The organism is Streptosporangium sp. NPDC006930 (genome assembly GCF_040635605.1).
GTDB lineage: Bacteria > Actinomycetota > Actinomycetes > Streptosporangiales > Streptosporangiaceae > Streptosporangium.
Genome location: NZ_JBEYID010000002.1, coordinates 186,822 through 203,791 on the forward strand (window position 1 = coordinate 186,822; position 16,970 = coordinate 203,791).

At 70.3% G+C, this 16,970-nt stretch carries 14 protein-coding genes; 4 read left to right on the forward strand and 10 right to left on the reverse strand.

Annotated features, from left to right (window positions below):
* Window positions 1-46: 46 nt before the first annotated feature.
* A complete protein-coding gene (gene galE / locus ABZ664_RS04145; protein WP_362502681.1) occupies window positions 47-1,006 on the forward strand; it encodes a UDP-glucose 4-epimerase GalE in 960 nt (319 codons plus the stop codon).
* 64 nt (window positions 1,007-1,070) lie between these two features.
* Here galE and ABZ664_RS04150 read toward each other — a convergent pair whose 3' ends face one another.
* The 3 genes from ABZ664_RS04150 to ABZ664_RS04160 all read right to left on the reverse strand — a co-directional run bounded on the left by ABZ664_RS04150 (window position 1,071) and on the right by ABZ664_RS04160 (window position 5,822).
* Window positions 1,071-1,919, reverse strand: coding sequence for a hypothetical protein (locus ABZ664_RS04150; protein WP_362502688.1), 849 nt, complete (start codon window positions 1,917-1,919; stop codon window positions 1,071-1,073).
* Between the two features lie 300 nt (window positions 1,920-2,219).
* Window positions 2,220-3,197 carry a malate dehydrogenase gene (locus ABZ664_RS04155; RefSeq protein WP_362502691.1) on the reverse strand — a complete coding sequence of 326 codons (978 nt, stop codon included), beginning with the start codon at window positions 3,195-3,197 and terminating at the stop codon, window positions 2,220-2,222.
* 153 nt (window positions 3,198-3,350) lie between these two features.
* Window positions 3,351-5,822, reverse strand: a complete 2,472-nt coding sequence (locus tag ABZ664_RS04160; protein ID WP_362502694.1) for a transporter substrate-binding domain-containing protein — start codon at window positions 5,820-5,822, stop codon at window positions 3,351-3,353.
* Window positions 5,823-6,067: 245 nt separating this feature from the next.
* Here ABZ664_RS04160 and ABZ664_RS04165 point away from each other — a divergent pair, with 245 nt between their 5' ends.
* Window positions 6,068-7,645 carry a hypothetical protein gene (locus ABZ664_RS04165; protein ID WP_362502697.1) on the forward strand — a complete coding sequence of 526 codons (1,578 nt, stop codon included), beginning with the start codon at window positions 6,068-6,070 and terminating at the stop codon, window positions 7,643-7,645.
* A gap of 386 nt (window positions 7,646-8,031) precedes the next feature.
* On the opposite strand, the gene ABZ664_RS04170 is transcribed toward ABZ664_RS04165, so the two are convergent.
* The 3 genes from ABZ664_RS04170 to ABZ664_RS04180 all read right to left on the reverse strand — a co-directional run bounded on the left by ABZ664_RS04170 (window position 8,032) and on the right by ABZ664_RS04180 (window position 10,919).
* Window positions 8,032-9,246, reverse strand: a complete 1,215-nt coding sequence (locus ABZ664_RS04170; protein WP_362502700.1) for an NADP-dependent isocitrate dehydrogenase — start codon at window positions 9,244-9,246, stop codon at window positions 8,032-8,034.
* A gap of 113 nt (window positions 9,247-9,359) precedes the next feature.
* Window positions 9,360-9,650, reverse strand: a complete 291-nt coding sequence (locus ABZ664_RS04175; protein WP_362502703.1) for a DUF3017 domain-containing protein — start codon at window positions 9,648-9,650, stop codon at window positions 9,360-9,362.
* A gap of 147 nt (window positions 9,651-9,797) precedes the next feature.
* Complete coding sequence (locus tag ABZ664_RS04180; RefSeq protein WP_362502706.1) at window positions 9,798-10,919, reverse strand: citrate/2-methylcitrate synthase; 1,122 nt, start codon at window positions 10,917-10,919, stop codon at window positions 9,798-9,800.
* A gap of 181 nt (window positions 10,920-11,100) precedes the next feature.
* On the opposite strand from ABZ664_RS04180, the gene ABZ664_RS04185 reads away from it, so the two are divergent.
* Complete coding sequence (locus ABZ664_RS04185; RefSeq protein WP_350943436.1) at window positions 11,101-11,757, forward strand: FHA domain-containing protein; 657 nt, start codon at window positions 11,101-11,103, stop codon at window positions 11,755-11,757.
* A 269-nt stretch (window positions 11,758-12,026) separates the two neighbouring features.
* On the opposite strand, the gene ABZ664_RS04190 is transcribed toward ABZ664_RS04185, so the two are convergent.
* The 3 genes from ABZ664_RS04190 to purN all read right to left on the reverse strand — a co-directional run bounded on the left by ABZ664_RS04190 (window position 12,027) and on the right by purN (window position 14,572).
* Window positions 12,027-12,209, reverse strand: coding sequence for a hypothetical protein (locus ABZ664_RS04190; protein WP_362502711.1), 183 nt, complete (start codon window positions 12,207-12,209; stop codon window positions 12,027-12,029).
* A gap of 151 nt (window positions 12,210-12,360) precedes the next feature.
* On the reverse strand, window positions 12,361-13,905 hold the full coding sequence (purH, locus tag ABZ664_RS04195; protein ID WP_362502713.1) for a bifunctional phosphoribosylaminoimidazolecarboxamide formyltransferase/IMP cyclohydrolase: 1,545 nt from the start codon (window positions 13,903-13,905) through the stop codon (window positions 12,361-12,363).
* 46 nt (window positions 13,906-13,951) lie between these two features.
* Window positions 13,952-14,572, reverse strand: a complete 621-nt coding sequence (purN, locus tag ABZ664_RS04200; RefSeq protein WP_362502716.1) for a phosphoribosylglycinamide formyltransferase — start codon at window positions 14,570-14,572, stop codon at window positions 13,952-13,954.
* Between the two features lie 79 nt (window positions 14,573-14,651).
* On the opposite strand from purN, the gene ABZ664_RS04205 reads away from it, so the two are divergent.
* The gene (locus ABZ664_RS04205) at window positions 14,652-15,062 is read left to right on the forward strand and encodes a hypothetical protein (RefSeq protein ID WP_362502719.1); all 411 of its coding nucleotides are present in this window, start codon (window positions 14,652-14,654) and stop codon (window positions 15,060-15,062) included.
* 215 nt (window positions 15,063-15,277) lie between these two features.
* On the opposite strand, the gene ABZ664_RS04210 is transcribed toward ABZ664_RS04205, so the two are convergent.
* Window positions 15,278-16,939 carry a DUF6350 family protein gene (locus tag ABZ664_RS04210; protein WP_362502722.1) on the reverse strand — a complete coding sequence of 554 codons (1,662 nt, stop codon included), beginning with the start codon at window positions 16,937-16,939 and terminating at the stop codon, window positions 15,278-15,280.
* Window positions 16,940-16,970: the final 31 nt, after the last annotated feature.

A 16,970-nucleotide genomic window follows, 5' to 3' on the forward strand; every position in this document is an offset into this window, starting at 1 on the left:
ACTTACAAAAGTAAACAAGTACAAACATCATCAAACAGGAGGCTCCGTGAAGCTGCTCGTCACCGGAGGCGCCGGATACATCGGCGGCGTCGTGGCGGCGCGACTCGTCGAGGCGGGCCACGAGGTCACCGTGCTGGACGACCTCTCCACCGGCCACGCCGACGCGGTGCCACCGGGCGCCCGTTTCGTCGAAGGGTCGATCACCGAGGCCGCCGGCCTGCTGACCGGCATGGACGGCGTGCTCCACTTCGCGGCGAAGTCCCTCGTCGGCGAGTCGGTGGAACGGCCGGACCTCTACTGGGCACACAACCTCGGCGGCACCCTCGCTCTGCTCGACGCCATGCGGAGGGCGGGAGTGGGACGGATCGTCTTCTCCTCCACCGCCGCGACGTACGGCGAGCCGGAGCGCTCCCCGATCGAGGAGACCGACCCGACCCGGCCGACCAACCCCTACGGCGCGTCCAAGCTCGCGGTCGACACCGCGCTGAGCGCGTTCGCCGGACTGTACGGCCTGGCCGCGGTGAGCCTGCGCTACTTCAACGTGGGCGGCGCCTACACCGCCGCGGACGGCAACGTCTACCGCGAACGTCACACCGTGGAGACCCACCTGATCCCTAACGTCCTCGCCGTCGCACTCGGCGGTCGCGAGTCGGTCAGCGTGTTCGGCACGGATTACCCCACTCCCGACGGCACATGCGTGCGCGACTACATCCACGTGGCCGACCTCGCGGGGGCCCACCTGCTGGCACTGGACGCCTGCTCGGCGGGCGAACACAAGATCTACAACCTGGGCAGCGGGACGGGCTTCTCCGTGCAGGAAGTGCTGTCGGTCTGCCGCGAGGTCACCGGCCACGAGATCCCCGCGGTCGTGCGCGAGCGCCGCGCCGGTGACCCGGCCGTGCTGGTCGCCTCGTCCGACAAGATCCAGCGCGAACTCGGCTGGAAGCCCGAGCACCCGTCGATCCGCGACGTCGTCGCCGACGCCTGGGCCGCCCTGCGCGACTGACAGCGCGCCGTCGTCTGCCGCCGTCCGCCGTCGTCCATGGAAACGTGCGGCCGGACGGCCACGCCTACCTCAGGCGGAAGCGAGCCGTGTTGTTGGCGGGACGGCGGTCGCCCAGCCGAAGAGAGTAGACGGTCGCCTCGGCCCTGGGCGCGTGCGCGCGGGCCACGAAGGCGAGCGTGAAGCTCACCCGCCTGCCCGCGCCGACCGTACGAAGCCTGCACCCGACATAGGCGGGGTGGGGGTCGCAGCGCGCCCCCCTCGCCGATATGAGGCGCGCCCCGCCGGTGTCGAAGAGGACCCCGGCGTCGTGGACGCGCCGCGGTCCCCGGTTGCGCACCACCGCGGCCACGGTCACCAGGCGGCCCGTACGCGTCGTACGGGCCACCCGCGACAACCGGACCGCCAGATCCGTACCCTCGTCCACCTCGGTCAGCGTCTCGGAGACATTGTCCGTCTCGTCGTCGTCCACGACCTCGGAGGAGATCGTCGCGCTCGCCCTCAGCGGCCCCCTCGCGCCGGACCTCACCAGCCCCGTGATCGTCACCCCACCGGCCTGACCCGCCATGACATCCTTCACCGAAGGGCAGACCACCTCCCCTGCCACCGCGCCGGGGCGGCACTCGGCGACGTTCACGCCGATCACCGCCACCTCTTCCGGCAGCCGGACGGTGAGCAGCGGAAGCACCGCGTCTCCCGGCCCGTCGTTGCGCACCTCGGCCCGGTAGGTGATCGGCTGCCCCGGCTGCGCGCGCTTCGGGGAGGCCATGAGCCGAACCGACAGGTCGGCGGCCCCCCAGGTGTCGTCCCCGGGCGAGGCGAACGCTCCCCGAGATGTCGCGACGAGCGCGAGACAGATCACCCCGGCGACGACCCTCACCGCGGCGTACTCCCTGAACACCGATCCCCCGGCCACAAGTGATCATTGAACGCCGGGTGACGCCGCTCCGCGACGATCGACACGCCGCTTTCTCCCCTCACCGCCCGCGCCGCGAAGGTGCGGAGGAGCCTCCCACCGCCGCGCGAGGGAACCTCCCGCCGCCGCGCGGAGAAAAGGCCGGGAACGCGAACGGGGCCCCGGCATGCCGGGGCCCCGTTCGCGGGGCGGCTCAGGTCGAAGACCGCGTGACGAGCTCAGATCGAAGACCGCGTGACGGGCTCGGATCGGAGAACGTACGGGTGCTCGGATCAGAAGACCGCGTGGCCGCGTGGCCGCTCAGACCAGACCGAGCTCGCGCACCGCGGAACGCTCCTCCTCCAGCTCGCGCACCGTGGCGTCGATGCGCTCGCGCGAGAAGGCGTCGATCTCCAGCCCCTGGACGATCTCCCACTTTCCGTCGCGCGAGGTGACGGGGAAGGACGAGATGAGCCCCTCGGGAACGCCGTACGAGCCGTCGGAGGGAATCGCCGCCGAGGTCCAGGCGGTGCCGTTGACCCAGTCGAAGACGTGGTCGATCGCCGCGTTGGCGGCGGAGGCGGCCGAGGACGCGCCCCGGGCCTCGATGATCGCGGCGCCGCGCTTGGCGACGGTGGGGATGAAGGTGTCACGCAGCCAGGTCTCGTCGACCAGCTCAGCGGCGATCTTGCCGCCGACCTCGGTGTGGAAGAGGTCGGGGTACTGAGTGGCGGAGTGGTTGCCCCAGACGGTCATCTTCTTGATCTCGGAGACCGGGACCTGGAGCTTGGCGGCGAGCTGGGAGATCGCACGGTTGTGGTCGAGACGCATCATCGCGCTGAAGCGCTCGGCCGGGACGTCCGGGGCGTGCTGCTGGGCGATGAGCGCGTTGGTGTTGGCCGGGTTGCCGACCACCAGCACGCGGATGTCGTCCGCCGCGTTGTCGTTGATCGCCTTGCCCTGCGGACCGAAGATGCCGCCGTTGGCCTGGAGGAGGTCACCGCGCTCCATGCCCTTGCTGCGGGGACGGGCCCCGACCAGCAGCGCGATGTTGGCGCCGCTGAACGCCACGTTCGGGTCGTCGGTGACCTCGATGCCGCTCAGCAGCGGGAACGCGCAGTCGTCGAGCTCCATCGCGGTGCCCTCCGCGGCCTTCACGGCCTGCGGGATCTCCAGGAGGCTCAGCGTGACCGGGACGTCCGCGCCCAGCAACTGGCCCGAGGCGATGCGGAAAAGCAGCGCGTAGCCGATCTGACCGGCGGCGCCGGTGACGGTGACCTTTACGGGAGTCTGGGCCATGACCTTCCCCCACTCGAAGGATGAATTGTGACGCTCGGATGCTACCCGTCCACCGTGGACGACCGTCCGGCGAGTGCCCTGATCGGCCCTCCGGGCGGCTGTGAGAAGGCGAGCGCCCCGCCGACGTGGGTGAACACGTCCACTCCGAGAGGGCTAGGAGCAGGGGGCCATGGTCGGGAGGTTGTTCTCCCGCTCCGGGAACTCGACCCTGGAGAAGTGCTTGTCGAGCAGCTTACGGACCGTGCCGCTCCGGTAGAGGTCGGCGATCGCCCCCCTGACGGCCTCGCAGGTGCGCACGTCGCCCCTCTTGAGCGCCACCGCGTAGCGCTCGTCGGTGAGCTTCAGGCCGAGCAGCTTGTAGAGGATGCTCTCCCGGTTGCCGAAACCGGCCAGCAGCAGGTCGTCGCCGGGGATCGCGTCGACCTCGCCGGCGGCCAGCTTGTTGACGCAGTCGGAGTAGGTCTCCGCGGGAACCAGCGTGAGCCGCTCCACCGCGCCCTGCAGGACCGCCACGGCCGCGCTGAAGGCCGGCTGGCACATCCGGCTGCCTTCCAGACCCTTCACGGTCACGATCGGCGAGCCGTCCTTGACGAGGGCGTCGACGTGGGCGAGGTAGTACGGCCCCGCGAAGGTGACGTCGTCGGTGTCGTTGATCGAGTACGTGGCCAGGACGAGGTCGACGCCACCGTTCGTCAGGAGTTTCGGCCGGTCGGCACGGGCGGTGGCCCGGAAGGTGACGCCGCTCGCCGGCACCCCCAGCGCCTTGGCGATCTCAAGGGCGAGGTCGACCTCGAAGCCGCTCCACCTGCCCTGGTTCTTCAGCGCGATGCCGGGCAGGGAGTCGCGCAGGCCGATGACGAGTTTGCCGGTCTTGGCGGCCTTGTCCGCCACGGAGGTGAACGCCGTCGGGACCGGTTCCTTCGGCCCACCCTTGTCGACGGGCCTCGGCCACCACTGGAAGGCGGCGACCGCCCCGGCGGCGAGCAGCAGCACCGCCACCGCGGCGGCGATCCAGCGCCTTCCGCGCGGGCGGCGCAGCGTCTTCTGCGTCTTCGGTGTCCCGTCGGGGGTCGTGGCCACCTGCCAGCTGGGCGGCGGCACCTCCCCGGCGTACCCCACGTACCCGGGAGACGAGGACTGGCCCCGGTGGTCGGGAGACGGCGGGTGGTCCCGGTGGTCGGGAGAGGTCGGATGGTCGTGACGGCCCGAGGAGCCGTGCTCCTGCGGGCGGTGGTCCGGGAGGCGCCGCTCCGGGGGATACGACTCGGGAGCGCGCTGGTCGGGGAAGGACGGATACTCCGGGGGGTACGACTCGGGAGCGCGGTGGTCCGGGAACTCCGAGGGCGTGGGGACGTGTGAGTGCCCGCCGCGGTCGGTGGGTGCGCGGCGCTCGCCCTGGCCGGGTCCGGTCCGGCTCCCCTGCCCCGGATGGGTCCCTCCGCTCTGATCACCGTGGCCGGGGTGGGTGCGCCGGTCGTGGGCGGGATGCCGGACCTGGAACCCCGTGGACGGGAGAGGCGGGTCACTCGGGAGACCGCCCGTTCTGGGGTTCGGAGTCCGCATGGGACTGGTGGCGTCGTCGTCACGGCCCTGACCGGCGTCGCGGGCATGCCCCCGCTCACGGCCCCGGTCACCGGAACGGCCCTGTCCATCGGAACGGCCCCGATCACCGGAAAGGCCCTGGTCGGGGGGACGGCCCTGGTCGTCGCTCTGGTCACGGTCCTGGGTACGAGACCGAGGTTCGTCGCGGGAGGACTTGGGGACGGCGACCTGGGCGCCCTGAGTGAGGATCGCGGGCGAGGCGTTCGCCGTATCGGGATGGCCGAGCAGCCGGAGCAGGAGCTGGTCGGCCGAGGGGCGCCTGGCGGGTGACTTGGCCAGCGCCGAACCGACCACGCCGCGCAGCGGCTCCGGCAGCATGCCGAGGTCGACCTCGTGGTTGAGGATGCGGTTGAGCACCACGGCGATCGATCCGCCCGCGAAGATGGTCTCGCCGGTCGCGGCGAACGCGATGGTCGCCCCCCAGGCGAAGACGTCGGTGTGCGGCCCGACGTCGGCGCCGGAGATCTGCTCGGGCGCCATGTAGGCGGGGGTGCCGATGGCCCGGCTGGTGATCGTGCCGGTGGAGTCGATGATGCGGGCGATCCCGAAGTCGACGACCCTCGGGCCGTCGGCGGCGATGAGCACGTTGTCGGGCTTGAAGTCGCGGTGCACGATCGCGGCGTGGTGGATCGCGGTGAGCGCGGTGGCCGTGCCGATCGCCAGCCGCTGCAGCGGGGAGCCCCTGAGGGGGCCGTCGGTCTCCACGACCTCGCGCAGCGACCTGCCCTCGATGTACTCGCTCGCGATGTAGGGGGTGTCGCCTTCGAGGTCGGCGTCCATCACGCCCGCCGTGCAGAACGAGGCGACCCGCTGGGCCGCCCTCGCCTCCCTGGCGAACCGGGATCTGGCGATGGCGTCGCCGGAGAACTTCACGTGCAGCAACTTGATCGCCGCCCGCTCCCCCGCGGCGTTGATCCCGAGGTAGACGACGCCCTGCCCGCCCTCGCCGACCCGCCCGACAACGCGGAACGGCCCGAGCTGGCGCGGCTCTCCCGCTTCCAGTGGCGCGATATCCGGCATCATCGTCCCCACGATCTCGTAATCTTCGACGTGGCAAACTTTACGGCGCCATGACCCGCCCTCTCCCGCTGTTATCCCGACGTGACCTCACATTCCTTCCGAGAACGACCAGCCTTCCGGCCGTGTCACGCCGAGAAACAACGGGATCCCCACCCACCCAATTTCCGACATTAACCCCAATCTGGCGCTCCAGCCGCTTAGATCGCTACCGTTGTACGTCCCTCAGGCAAGCCGGAGCAAAAACTTCCATGCGCCGATACATCGGTTATCGCGAGTTCGTACAGCGCGATCAGCGTTCCCTCGTCGGCACCGCCCTTCTCCTCACCGGCAGCCACGAGCAGGCCATCCGCCTCACCCTGCGCTCCTTCCACACCGTCGCCCTCTCCTGGCCGCCGCCGCTGTGGGAGAACCCCACCACGCACGCCCAGATCGCGCTCTACCGCCGCTTCCTCCAGCGGCCGAGCGCAGCGGGGCCGACGGCGCTGGTACGGATCCCGCCCCGGCAGCGGCTTCTCGTGGTCGCCTGCCTGCACGACGGCAGGTCCCGCGCGGAGATGGCCTCCCTTCTCGGGCTGCCGGAGAAGACCGTGGAGGCGGAGATCGCCGAGGCGGTCGACACCCTCACCAAGGGCAGTGAGAGCCGTCTGATCACCAGGATGGCCAACGCCGCGGGTGAGGCCTCCGTCCCCGACCTCTCCGCCCGGTCCATGCGCACGCTCAGGCGGCGTCGCGCCAGGGGGATCCTGCTCACCGTGGCCGCCGCGCTCGTCCCGATCGGACTGGTCGCCGCCTTCATCGTGCTCCAGCAGGGCGAGGTGTGGAACTCGGCGCTGGGCGAGCGCAACCAGGCCCGCGCCGTACAGGCGCGAGAGCCCGTACGGGCGGTCTCCAGCCCCGAGCCCGACGGCCGGGAACAGGCCGGCGGAGAACCTGGCGGCACCCCGGCGCCGTGGCAGGCCCCGCGGACCTCCTCGGTGATCCGCTACGCGGTCCCCGTACCGTGTCCCGACGGGAACGCCGCGCCCCCGGCGCGGGCCGGAGACGTCACCTGCGCGGGCTGGACGCTGACACTGACTCCCGGCGGCCCCGAGAGCCCCGCTCCGGGCCCCGATGCCTGCGAGGGCCGGAAACCCTGCGAGTCGACGCTGAGCGTCCCCGATGCCGCCCAGCGCCTCGCACACGGGGACGAGGGGGAGCGCCCCCGGCTCGTCCCCGCCATCAGCCGCGACGGGCGCCGCATCGCCTACCTCAGCGCGGCGGAGCGCCGCTACGTCGCCCATGACCTCGGCAGCGGCGTGAAGCGCCATCTGTCGCCGGTCCTCGTCCCCGCCGACACCGAGAACGGCACCACGGTGAGCGTCTCCCCCAGCGGTCGCCACTTCACCGTCACCCTCGGCGAGCGACGTCTGCGCACCGACTTCGCGACCGGCGCCCTGACATCCCTGCCCGCGGAACAGATGTCTCCTGCGGAGAAGATCTCCCCCTGGCTCCGGGAGCGGTACGGGACCTGGTCGGACTCCCCCAGCGGGAGATACTCCGCCGCGATCGTCGCGGGAAAGGGTGAGGAACCTCACAGGCTTCATATCGTCGACGCCACATCACGAAATGTCTTCAAACGGCTCCCGCTCCCCGAGGTGAAGCGGCCCGCCGAGGCCGAGGTCGTGAGCTGGCCGAACAACCGCGAGGTGGTCGTGAGGATGAGCGCGAAGGCCGGAGGCGACCTCCTCGGCTTCTTCCGCGTGGACGCCGTCAACGGACGGGCGCACCGCGTGCCCGGCCTCCCGGCCGACGCCTCGCTCGTGCTGGGGGCCGCGACGGCGCCGTGACCGGCCCCCGGGCCGCATGGGTCCCGTACGAGAGGGCACCGGGCGGCCTTCGGGAGGCCCGCCCGCAGCCCGGGAAGGCGGGAACGTCCGGTCTTCAAGTCTTCCGGCATGGGGAGGCCGGAAAGCCCGTCTCCGGGTTGGGAAGACGGAGAGCCCGCCTTCGGCCTGGGAAGCCGGAAAGAGTCCGTCCTCGGCGCGGAGAGACCGGAAAAGCCCCTCTCCGACGTGAAAAACGGGAAAAGGGCCGCCGTGGGGCGGCCCTTTTCTACAGATCCTGTGAGTTCTACAGGTCCTGCGGGTTCTGCTCCTGTGGGTTCAACAGGTCCTGCGGGCTGCGGTGCCGGCCGGGTGAGGGCCGGTGCCGCCGGAGACCGGTCGGGTGCCGGTCAGCCCACCTTCTTCTTCAGGTTCTCGTCCAGGGCCGCCAGGAAGTCCTGGGTGGTCAGCCACTTGGCGTCGCCGCCGACCAGCAGGGCGAGGTCCTTGGTCATCTGGCCGCCCTCGACGGTCTCGACACAGACCTGCTCGAGCTTCTCCGCGAAGTCGATCAGCGCGGGGTTGTTGTCGAGCTTGCCGCGGTGCTGCAGGCCCCGGGTCCACGCGAAGATCGAGGCGATCGGGTTCGTGGAGGTGGGGTTGCCCTTCTGGTGCTCGCGGTAGTGGCGGGTCACCGTGCCGTGGGCGGCCTCGGCCTCGACGGTGCGGCCGTCGGGGGTGAGCAGGACCGAGGTCATCAGGCCGAGCGAGCCGAAGCCCTGCGCGACGGTGTCGGACTGGACGTCGCCGTCGTAGTTCTTGGCGGCCCAGACGTATCCGCCCTCCCACTTGAGCGCCGCGGCGACCATGTCGTCGATGAGGCGGTGCTCGTAGGTGATCCCGGCGGCGTCGAAGTCTGCCTTGAACTCGGTCTCGAAGACCTCGGCGAAGATGTCCTTGAAACGGCCGTCGTAGACCTTCATGATCGTGTTCTTCGTGGAGAGGTAGACCGGATAACCGCGCGACAGGCCGTACCGCATGGAGGAGCGGGCGAAGTCGCGGATCGATTCGTCCAGGTTGTACATCGCCATCGCGACGCCGGGGCCGGGGAAGTCGTAGACGTCGAGCTCGATCGGCTCCGAGCCGTCCTTGGGGGTGTAAGTCAGGGTGAGGCTGCCCTCGCCGGGGATCTTCAGGTCGGTGGCGCGGTACTGGTCGCCGAACGCGTGACGACCGATGATGATCGGCTTGGTCCAGCCGGGGACGAGCCTCGGCACGTTGGACATGATGATCGGCTCGCGGAAGATGACGCCGCCGAGGATGTTGCGGATGGTCCCGTTCGGGGACTTCCACATCTTCTTGAGGCCGAACTCCTCCACCCGAGCCTCGTCAGGGGTGATCGTGGCGCACTTGACGCCGACGCCGTACTGCTTGATCGCGTTCGCGGCGTCGATCGTCACCTGGTCGTCGGTGGCGTCGCGGTGCTCGATCCCGAGGTCGTAGTACTTCAGGTCGACGTCGAGGTAGGGAAGGATCAGCTGGTCCTTGATGAACTGCCAGATGATCCGGGTCATCTCGTCGCCGTCAAGCTCGACGACGGGGCCCTCTACCTTGATCTTGGGCATGCGTGTGGTTCCCCTTCTGAACTAATTTGGCCAGACAGTCCTTTTTGAGGCTCACTGGCCGTTGAGGCTATCGGACCGGGCCTGTCGTCTGGCGACGCACCCGTTCCTCCGACCTATCGCATCGGCATGAGCGCCGGATATTCGAGGATCAGCCCGCCCACCATGAGCGCGATTCCGAGACCCGCGAGGGTGAGGACGTCGGTCGTCTTCCTGCGCACGGCGAGCCGCCCGCCTCCGGTGAGCCTGGCCAGCGCCCCCAGCGTCATGACGGCACCGAGGGCGAAGCCACCCCACTCGGGCATATCGAGCAGCACCGCGAAGACCATGGCGGCGACCGCGCCGACCGCCACCAGCGGGTACGCGCCCCAGCGCTCCTCGTTCGCGTTCACCGCTCGCGCGTTCACCGGCCCATCACTCGCTCTCGCCTCCGACTCATCGATTCCGACCTGTTCGATCCCGGTTCTTCTGATTCGGGGTCACATGATCCCGGTTCGCATGATCCCATTTCCTCTGATCCCAGGTCATACGATCCTTGATCACCTGATCCCGGCTCATCGCTCGGTGATCGGCTTCCACTTCTGGTCACGCTCGCCGATGTACTCACTGTCCGGACGAATCAGCCGGTTGTCGGCGTGCTGCTCGATGACGTGCGCGGTCCATCCTGACATGCGGCTCACCGAGAAGACGGGAGTGAACAGGTCCGTCGGGATGCCGAGATAGTGGTAGACGGTCGCCGCGTAGAAGTCGACGTTCGGGTAGAGGCCCTTCGTCTCGAAGACGACCTCCTCCATCTCCTTGGACATCCGGTAGTACGTGTCGTCGCCGGACGCCTCGCCGAGCTCCCGCGACATCCTGCGCAGGTGCGTGGCCCGCGGGTCCTCGGTCTTGTAGACGCGGTGCCCGAAGCCCATGATCTTCTCTCCCGCGGAGAGCCTGTCCCGTACGGCCTGGGCGACGGAACCCGCGTCGAGCGACTCCAGGGTGCGCATTACCTGCTCGTTGGCACCGCCGTGCAGGGGGCCCTTGAGGGTGCCGATCGCCGCCACCACGGCCGAGTGCATGTCGGACAGGGTCGCGGCGCAGACGCGGGCGGCGAACGTGGAGGCGTTCATCGTGTGGTCGGCGTGCAGGACCAGGCAGGCGTCGAAGATCTCGACCTCGCGTTCACCGGGGGTACGGCCGGTGATCTGGAGGAGGAAGTTCGCGGCCACGCTCAGCTCGGGGTCCGCGTCGGGAACCGTGGTGCCCGTCCTGGCCGCGTGGTAGCGGGCGACGAGGATCGGCTGCTGCGCGGTCAGCCTGGCGGCCTTGCGCAGGTTCGCCTCGGGGTCGTTGGTGTCCTTGTCGGGATCGTCGCCTCCGGCCAGTGAGACCAGCGTGCGCAGCGCCTCCATGGGGGCCTGCTTCTCCGCGATCTCCGGGATGTTGGCCTCGACGAGCGCGCCGAGCGTGCGCCCTCGAACCAGCTCCTCACCGTACGCCGACAGTTGCTCCTGGGTGGGGAGGGTGCCGTACTGGAGTAGGTGGGCGGTCTCTTCGAAGGTGGTACGGCCCGCCAGATCGTGGATGTCGTAGCCACGATAGAAGAGGCGACCGGCCTGACCGTCGATGTCACTGAGCGCTGTGGATGCGGCTACGACATCGGCGAGACCTTTGGTGGGTTTGTCCGCCATAAGTGTTTCCTCCGCTTATCTGTGCCCGAAGTCTACCTGTGAGCAGCGGAAACTCTCCCGGGAGGTGCAGGCCAATTTCACGCGGGATTCTCCTTCTGGCAAAGGCGATTCCCCATCACCTCGTCTGGGTAAGCCGGAGCTGTAGGAATAGTTACGGCGGGCTACCTGGGGAGGAACTGCCGTGGAGGGGCCGTTCATACGCATCGAGGACACAGGCGAGGTGGTCCCGTTGCGCCCCGAGATCACGACGATCGGACGTGGCCGGGGAGTGGACATCCGGCTCACCGATCCGAGTGTTTCCCGGCTGCACGCGGAATTCGTCCGGCGCGGACCCTACCTGTACGTCGTTGACCTGGGCCTGTCCCGCAACGGCACTCGGGTCAACGGTCGGCCGATCGCCCGGAGGGTGCTTGACGACGGTGACGTGGTGTCCTTCGGTGCGGCACGAGGCAGGATCGGCGGAGTGCCACGCGAGGACTTCGCCCCGGAGATCGAGCTCCGCCGCGCCGCGGCGCCGGAGCTGACCAGGCGGGAGGTTGATGTCCTGACGTCACTGTGCCGTCCGGCGCTGTCGGACGAGGCGTTCGTCGCACCGGCCACGGCCAGGGAGATAGCCGACGATCTGGTGGTGACGGAGGCGGCTGTCAAACAGCACCTCCTGCGCCTCTACCAGAAGTTCCGGATCCCGGAGGGCACCAACCGGCGCACCAGGCTGGCGAACGAGGTCGTCGCCCTGGGGCTGGTCAGGCCCACCCCCGTGGTGCCACCGCAGCGCGCGGCCGGTGCTCCCGAGCCTCAGACCGCGTCGTCCACCACCGCGAACCGCAGGGCCTCGTGAGCGAGGCCCGATGACCGCGGTTCTGGTGAGCAAGGTCTCATAGACGAGTGCGCCGAATGGTTCGGGCGGGTCCGGCGAGCGTCGGGCAGGTCCGGTGAGCAAGGTCTCGCGAACGAGCGAGCCGAATGGTTCGGGCGGGTCCGGATGATCCGGTCCTGCCCGAGACATTCGGTGCCGCCCGTACCGTCAGGCGCCGCCATGGCTGTCAGGCGTCGCCGGGGCCTGCTCCGCGCCCCTGAGGGAGGAGCGTCCGAGATCGCGGGATCGGATCAGCCGCGCTCCGCCTCCCTCGCCTCCCTGCGCTCGATGATCCTGCGGGTGAAGGGGATCCACTCCATCGCCCGCCCGCTGAGGTAGGCGGCGCCGAGCGCGAGGATGATCATCATCCAGGGGCTGATCCAGACACCATGCATGATCACAAAGGCGTACAGGGCGTGGTCGAGCAATGGCATGAGGAGGCTCCACGACTGTGACGAAAGGGATGCTTCAGACTAACCGCAGGTCAGAGCTTTTTCATCCAGGTGGTCCTGTCTAATCCGCCACTTTCTTATCCCCTGTGCGCAGCCGCCACAGTCGTCGCGACGGCCGCGCAGCGGGAGCGGGTCAGTGGAAGAAGTGGCGGGTACCGGTGAAGTAGAGGGTCACCCCGGCCGCCTCGGCCGCCGCGACGACCTCCTCGTCCCTGATCGAACCGCCCGGTTCCACGACCGCCCTCACACCCGCGTCGATGAGGATCTGCAGACCGTCGGGGAAGGGAAAGAACGCGTCGGAGGCCGCGGCGGCCCCTGAAGCGCGCCCGCCCGCCCGGGAGACCGCGAGCCGCGCCGAGTCGACCCGGTTGACCTGACCCATGCCGACACCCACGGACGCGCCGTCCGAGGCGAGCAGGATCGCGTTGGACTTCACCGAGCGGCACGCCCTCCAGGCGAAGGCGAGGTCGGCGAGCACCTCCGCGGAGGCGGCGGGTCCGGCCTTCAGCTCCCAGTTGGACGGATCGTCGCCAGGGGCGTCGACCCGGTCGGCGGTCTGCACCAGCAGGCCGCCGTCGATCCGGCGGAACTCCGCCGGGTTGGACGGCCCCGCGGGGCAGGACAGCAACCGGATGTTCTTCTTGGCGGTGAGCACCTCCAGCGCCTCCCCGGTGAAGGAGGGCGCCACCACGACCTCGGTGAACACCTCGGCGATCTGCCGGGCCAGCTCCCCGGTCACCTCCGCGTTGACCGCGATCACCCCGCCGTACGCCGAGACGGGGTCGCAGGCGTGGGCCTTGCGGTGCGCCTCGGCGACGTCCGCGCCGACCGCGATGCCGCACGGGTTCTGGTGCTTGATGATCGCCACGGCGGGCGCGCCGAAGTCCCACGCGGCCCGCCACGCGGCGTCGGCGTCGAGGTAGTTGTTGTAGGACATCTCCTTGCCGTGCAGCTGCTCGGCGTTGGCCAGGCCGTCCTTCTGCCCCGAGTACAGGGCGGCGCCCTGGTGCGGGTTCTCGCCGTAGCGCAGCGACGACCGCAGCTCCCAGGCCGCACCCATGTAGCGCGGCCACGCGCCCTCCTCGGCGGCGTAGACGCTCGCGAACCAGGAGGCCACCGCGGTGTCGTAGGCGGCGGTGTGGGCGTACGCGGCGGCGGCCAGGCGGCGGCGCTCGGCGAGAGTGAAGCCGCCGTCGGCGATCGCGGCGAGCACGTCGCCGTAGGAGGCGGGGTCGACGACCACCGCGGCGGTGCCGTGGTTCTTGGCCCCGGCCCGGATCATCGCGGGGCCGCCGATGTCGATCTGCTCCACGCACTCGGCGTCGGAGGCGCCGGAGGCCACGGTCTCCTGGAACGGGTAGAGGTTCACCACCACCAGCTCGAACGGCTCGATCTCCAGCTCTTCGAGCTGCTTGGTGTGGGACGGGTTTCCGCTGTCGGCGAGCAGCCCGGCGTGCACGCGCGGGTGCAGCGTCTTGACCCGGCCGTCGAGGCACTCGGGGAAGCCGGTCAGCGACTCGACAGGAGTGACGGGGACGCCGAAGGAGGCGATCTTCGCGGCGGTGCCCCCGGTGGAGACGATCTCCACACCCGCGGCGTCGAGCCCACGGGCCAGCTCCTCCAGCCCGCTCTTGTCATACACCGCGATCAACGCGCGCCGGATGGCGATGCGGGTCACTTCGTGCTCCTCGTGGTTGGTTCCGGGTTTCCCCCGGGCACCCGGCTCATCCGCCGGGTCGTCCGAATCGAACAATCCTGCCGGTGACGGTCCAGCCCTCGCGGGCCATCCGGCCGACGGTGTCGACGAGCAGGTGACGCTCGACGGTCTTGATGCGCTCGTGCAGGGTCGGCTCGTCGTCGCCGTCCAGCACGGGCACGGCCTCCTGGGCGATGATCGGCCCGGTGTCGACGCCCGCGTCGGCGAGCATCACGGTGCAGCCGGTGACGCGCACGCCGTACGAGAGCGCGTCACGGACACCGTGCGCGCCGGGGAAGGAGGGCAGCAGGGCGGGATGGGTGTTGAGGACCGGGAAGGCCTCCAGCGTCGGCGCGCCGAGGATCTTCATGAACCCCGCGCAGACCACGAGGTCCGGCCGGTACTCGGCGATCCGGGCGGCGAGCCTGCCGTCCCACTCCTCGCGGGTGGGATGATCGGCCAGCCTCTCCACGAAGGTCGGCACCCCCGCGCGCTCCGCGCGGGCCAACCCCTCGATATCGCCGCGATCGGCGCCCACGGCCACGATCTGGGCACCGTAGGTCTCGTCTGCCACAGCGTCCAGCAGGGCCTGTAGGTTGGTTCCAGAACCGGACACGAGAACCACAAGCCGAACGGCCTGGGATGACACCGACGCACTCCATTCGGACGGGGACTCACGCCGCTGCAAGGGTATCGGCCTGTCCGTACGAACGATGCAAGGAGGTCAGGTGACACCACCGGTCGAGGTCCGGCCCACTGAGAGCGCCGGTCGCAGGGCGCTGTGGCTCGCGGTCGCCGCGGCGGTGATGACGCTGCTACTCCCCCTCGCGGGAATCGTCATGGCGATCTTCGCCCTCGCCACCTCGATCCGCGCGATCAGGACGCTCCGTGCCATCCCCAAGCCGGCGGGCACCGCCGTGGTGGGCGTCGTGCTGTCGGCCACGGCGCTGCTGATCTCGATCGCGGTGACGTCGCTGCAGTTCTACTTCGGTGACGAGCTGGCCGCCTACACCGAGTGCGGCAGGGGCGCGGGCACCGTGACGGCGCAGAACGAGTGCGTGGAGCAGCTCGAACGGGCGATGGAGAAGAAGCTGCCCTTCCTGGAGCCCGGCCAGGTGCGCTTCCCCTTCCCGCCCTGATCGGCTCTCGTCGCCCGGCCCTGACCGGCACGGGGCTTCACCCGGCGCGGCTCTGACCGGCTTGGATTCATCGGCCCCTGTCCGGCACGAGGCTTCCCCCGGAGCCTCCCCGACCGGCACGGCTCCCGCCGCCCGGCCCTGACCCGCACAGAGCTTCACCCGGCGCGGCCCTGACCGGTCTGGATCCATCGCCGGGCCCAGGCCGGCACGGAGCCTCAGTCGCGGTCCCAGGCGTAGGGGTCGACGTAGATGACGTGGCCGCCCTTGTCGTCGCTCTCGTCGACGATGTCGCGCCGGGGCGGGCGCGGCGGGTCGGGGCGGCGGGCCTTCTGGGAGCTCTCCGCGGCGGCCGAGGCGTGCTCGTCCTCCCAGTCGTCCCTGATGACCGGGATCGGCTGGGTGTCGCACTCCGTGGCGTCCAGCCAGTAGCCGGGGAGCTTCTGAAGCTCCTCCGGCTCGGCGAAGCCGACCTTTCCCGCCGCCGAGGCCGCCGCCTTGGCGATCTTGACACCCGCCTTGCGCACCGGTGCGGTGGCGGTGCCGACCTTGGCCGCCGCCTTGGTGACGGCCGTGTTGTGCCCGCGGAAGATCAGCCACCAGTTGGCCAGCCCCGCGGCGATACCGGCCGCGACGCCCACCTCCAGGGTCACCGAGACCATCACCTCCCAGCCCGAGGGCCCCAGCGCGGACAGCCGCGCGCCGCCGAGCGAGCCGCCGGAGAGCGCGGCGAGCAGACCCGCCACCGTCCCGGTCGCGAGTCCGCAGGCGAACCCCCACAGCGGTGCCCCCTCGTACGAGGGGGAGGGCGAGATCCGGACGACCAGGACGCCCGCCACGGCCCCGGCCAGGAAAGGCACCGCGATCACGATCATCACCCAGGCCGGCGTCGGGCCCGCCTCGGGCAGCGCGCCAAGGATCGGCAGGCTCGGGACCGTGCCCAGCTGCACGCCCGTCGGCGCGACCAGCGTGCCGGTGCCGACCGCGAACCCCGGACCCGCGATGTAGGCGAGGCCCCAGATGACGGCGTTGAGCAGGTAGAGCCCCTGCACCAGCAGGAGCAGCACACCGCCGACGAACCCCGGCGCCAGGATCCCGGAAAGCTCCTGCACCTGCCCGAAGTTGACCACGACGGCCCCGACCACCATGACGGCACCCGCCAAGAGCATGATCGCCAGCGCGGCGGACGTCCCGGCCACGACCGAGCGCAGCCGCTCGGGCAGCAGGCGCAGCATCGAACGCCAGGGGCCGATCGTCCTGGCGACGGCCACGGAGCCCGCGAGGAAGGCCAGCACCAGATGGCTGGCCAGCACGTCGCCGAGGAAGGGCTGGGTGATCTCGTTCCTGGTGACCAGCGCGATCAGCCCTGCCAGCAGCGCGTACGGCGCCGCCAGCGAGATGCCCGCCTGCGCGATCAGGACCAGCTGCGCCCTGCGGCGGGCGTTGGACACCTCCTTCGGGGTGTTCTTGGGCAGCCTGGCGGGCAGCCGGAGCCGCAGATCCGCGTCGCGGGCCATCCACATCCCGGCGCGGTACAGCAGGAAGGCGGGCAGGAGCGTCAGCCCGAGCGGTAGCAGGCCCACCGAGCCGCCGGGTATCGCGAAGCCCGCGTGGTGCGCGGCGAGCCAGAGCTGCGACGCGGTGCGGAACACCGCGGGCAGTCCCGCGCCGAGCGCACCGCGGGGAGCGGCGATCCAGCCGACCAGGGTGAGCGTGGTGAGCACCGCCAGTCCCACGCCGAGGGTCCACGCGGCGGCGAGCATCCCGGAGACGGGAAGCGGCCGGCGGGCGTCATCGTCGTCACCCGTGAGGCCGGGCAGGGGGATACGGCTGAGGACGTTACGGGGAGCCGTCCGTAGCTGATCGAAAAGGGCCGTCACAGTAGTCGATGCTCTCAGGATCTTCGGTGCG

What these genes read in the sequence shown, in the direction of transcription:
- ABZ664_RS04155 (WP_362502691.1), bottom strand. Translation starts at nt 3,197, where the DNA reads ATGGCCCAGACTCCCGTAAAGGTCACCGTCACCGGCGCCGCCGGTCAG.
- ABZ664_RS04170 (WP_362502700.1), bottom strand. Translation starts at nt 9,246, where the DNA reads ATGCCCAAGATCAAGGTAGAGGGCCCCGTCGTCGAGCTTGACGGCGAC.
- ABZ664_RS04160 (WP_362502694.1), bottom strand. Translation starts at nt 5,822, where the DNA reads ATGATGCCGGATATCGCGCCACTGGAAGCGGGAGAGCCGCGCCAGCTC.
- ABZ664_RS04180 (WP_362502706.1), bottom strand. Translation starts at nt 10,919, where the DNA reads ATGGCGGACAAACCCACCAAAGGTCTCGCCGATGTCGTAGCCGCATCC.
- ABZ664_RS04190 (WP_362502711.1), bottom strand. Translation starts at nt 12,209, where the DNA reads ATGCCATTGCTCGACCACGCCCTGTACGCCTTTGTGATCATGCATGGT.
- ABZ664_RS04165 (WP_362502697.1), top strand. Translation starts at nt 6,068, where the DNA reads ATGCGCCGATACATCGGTTATCGCGAGTTCGTACAGCGCGATCAGCGT.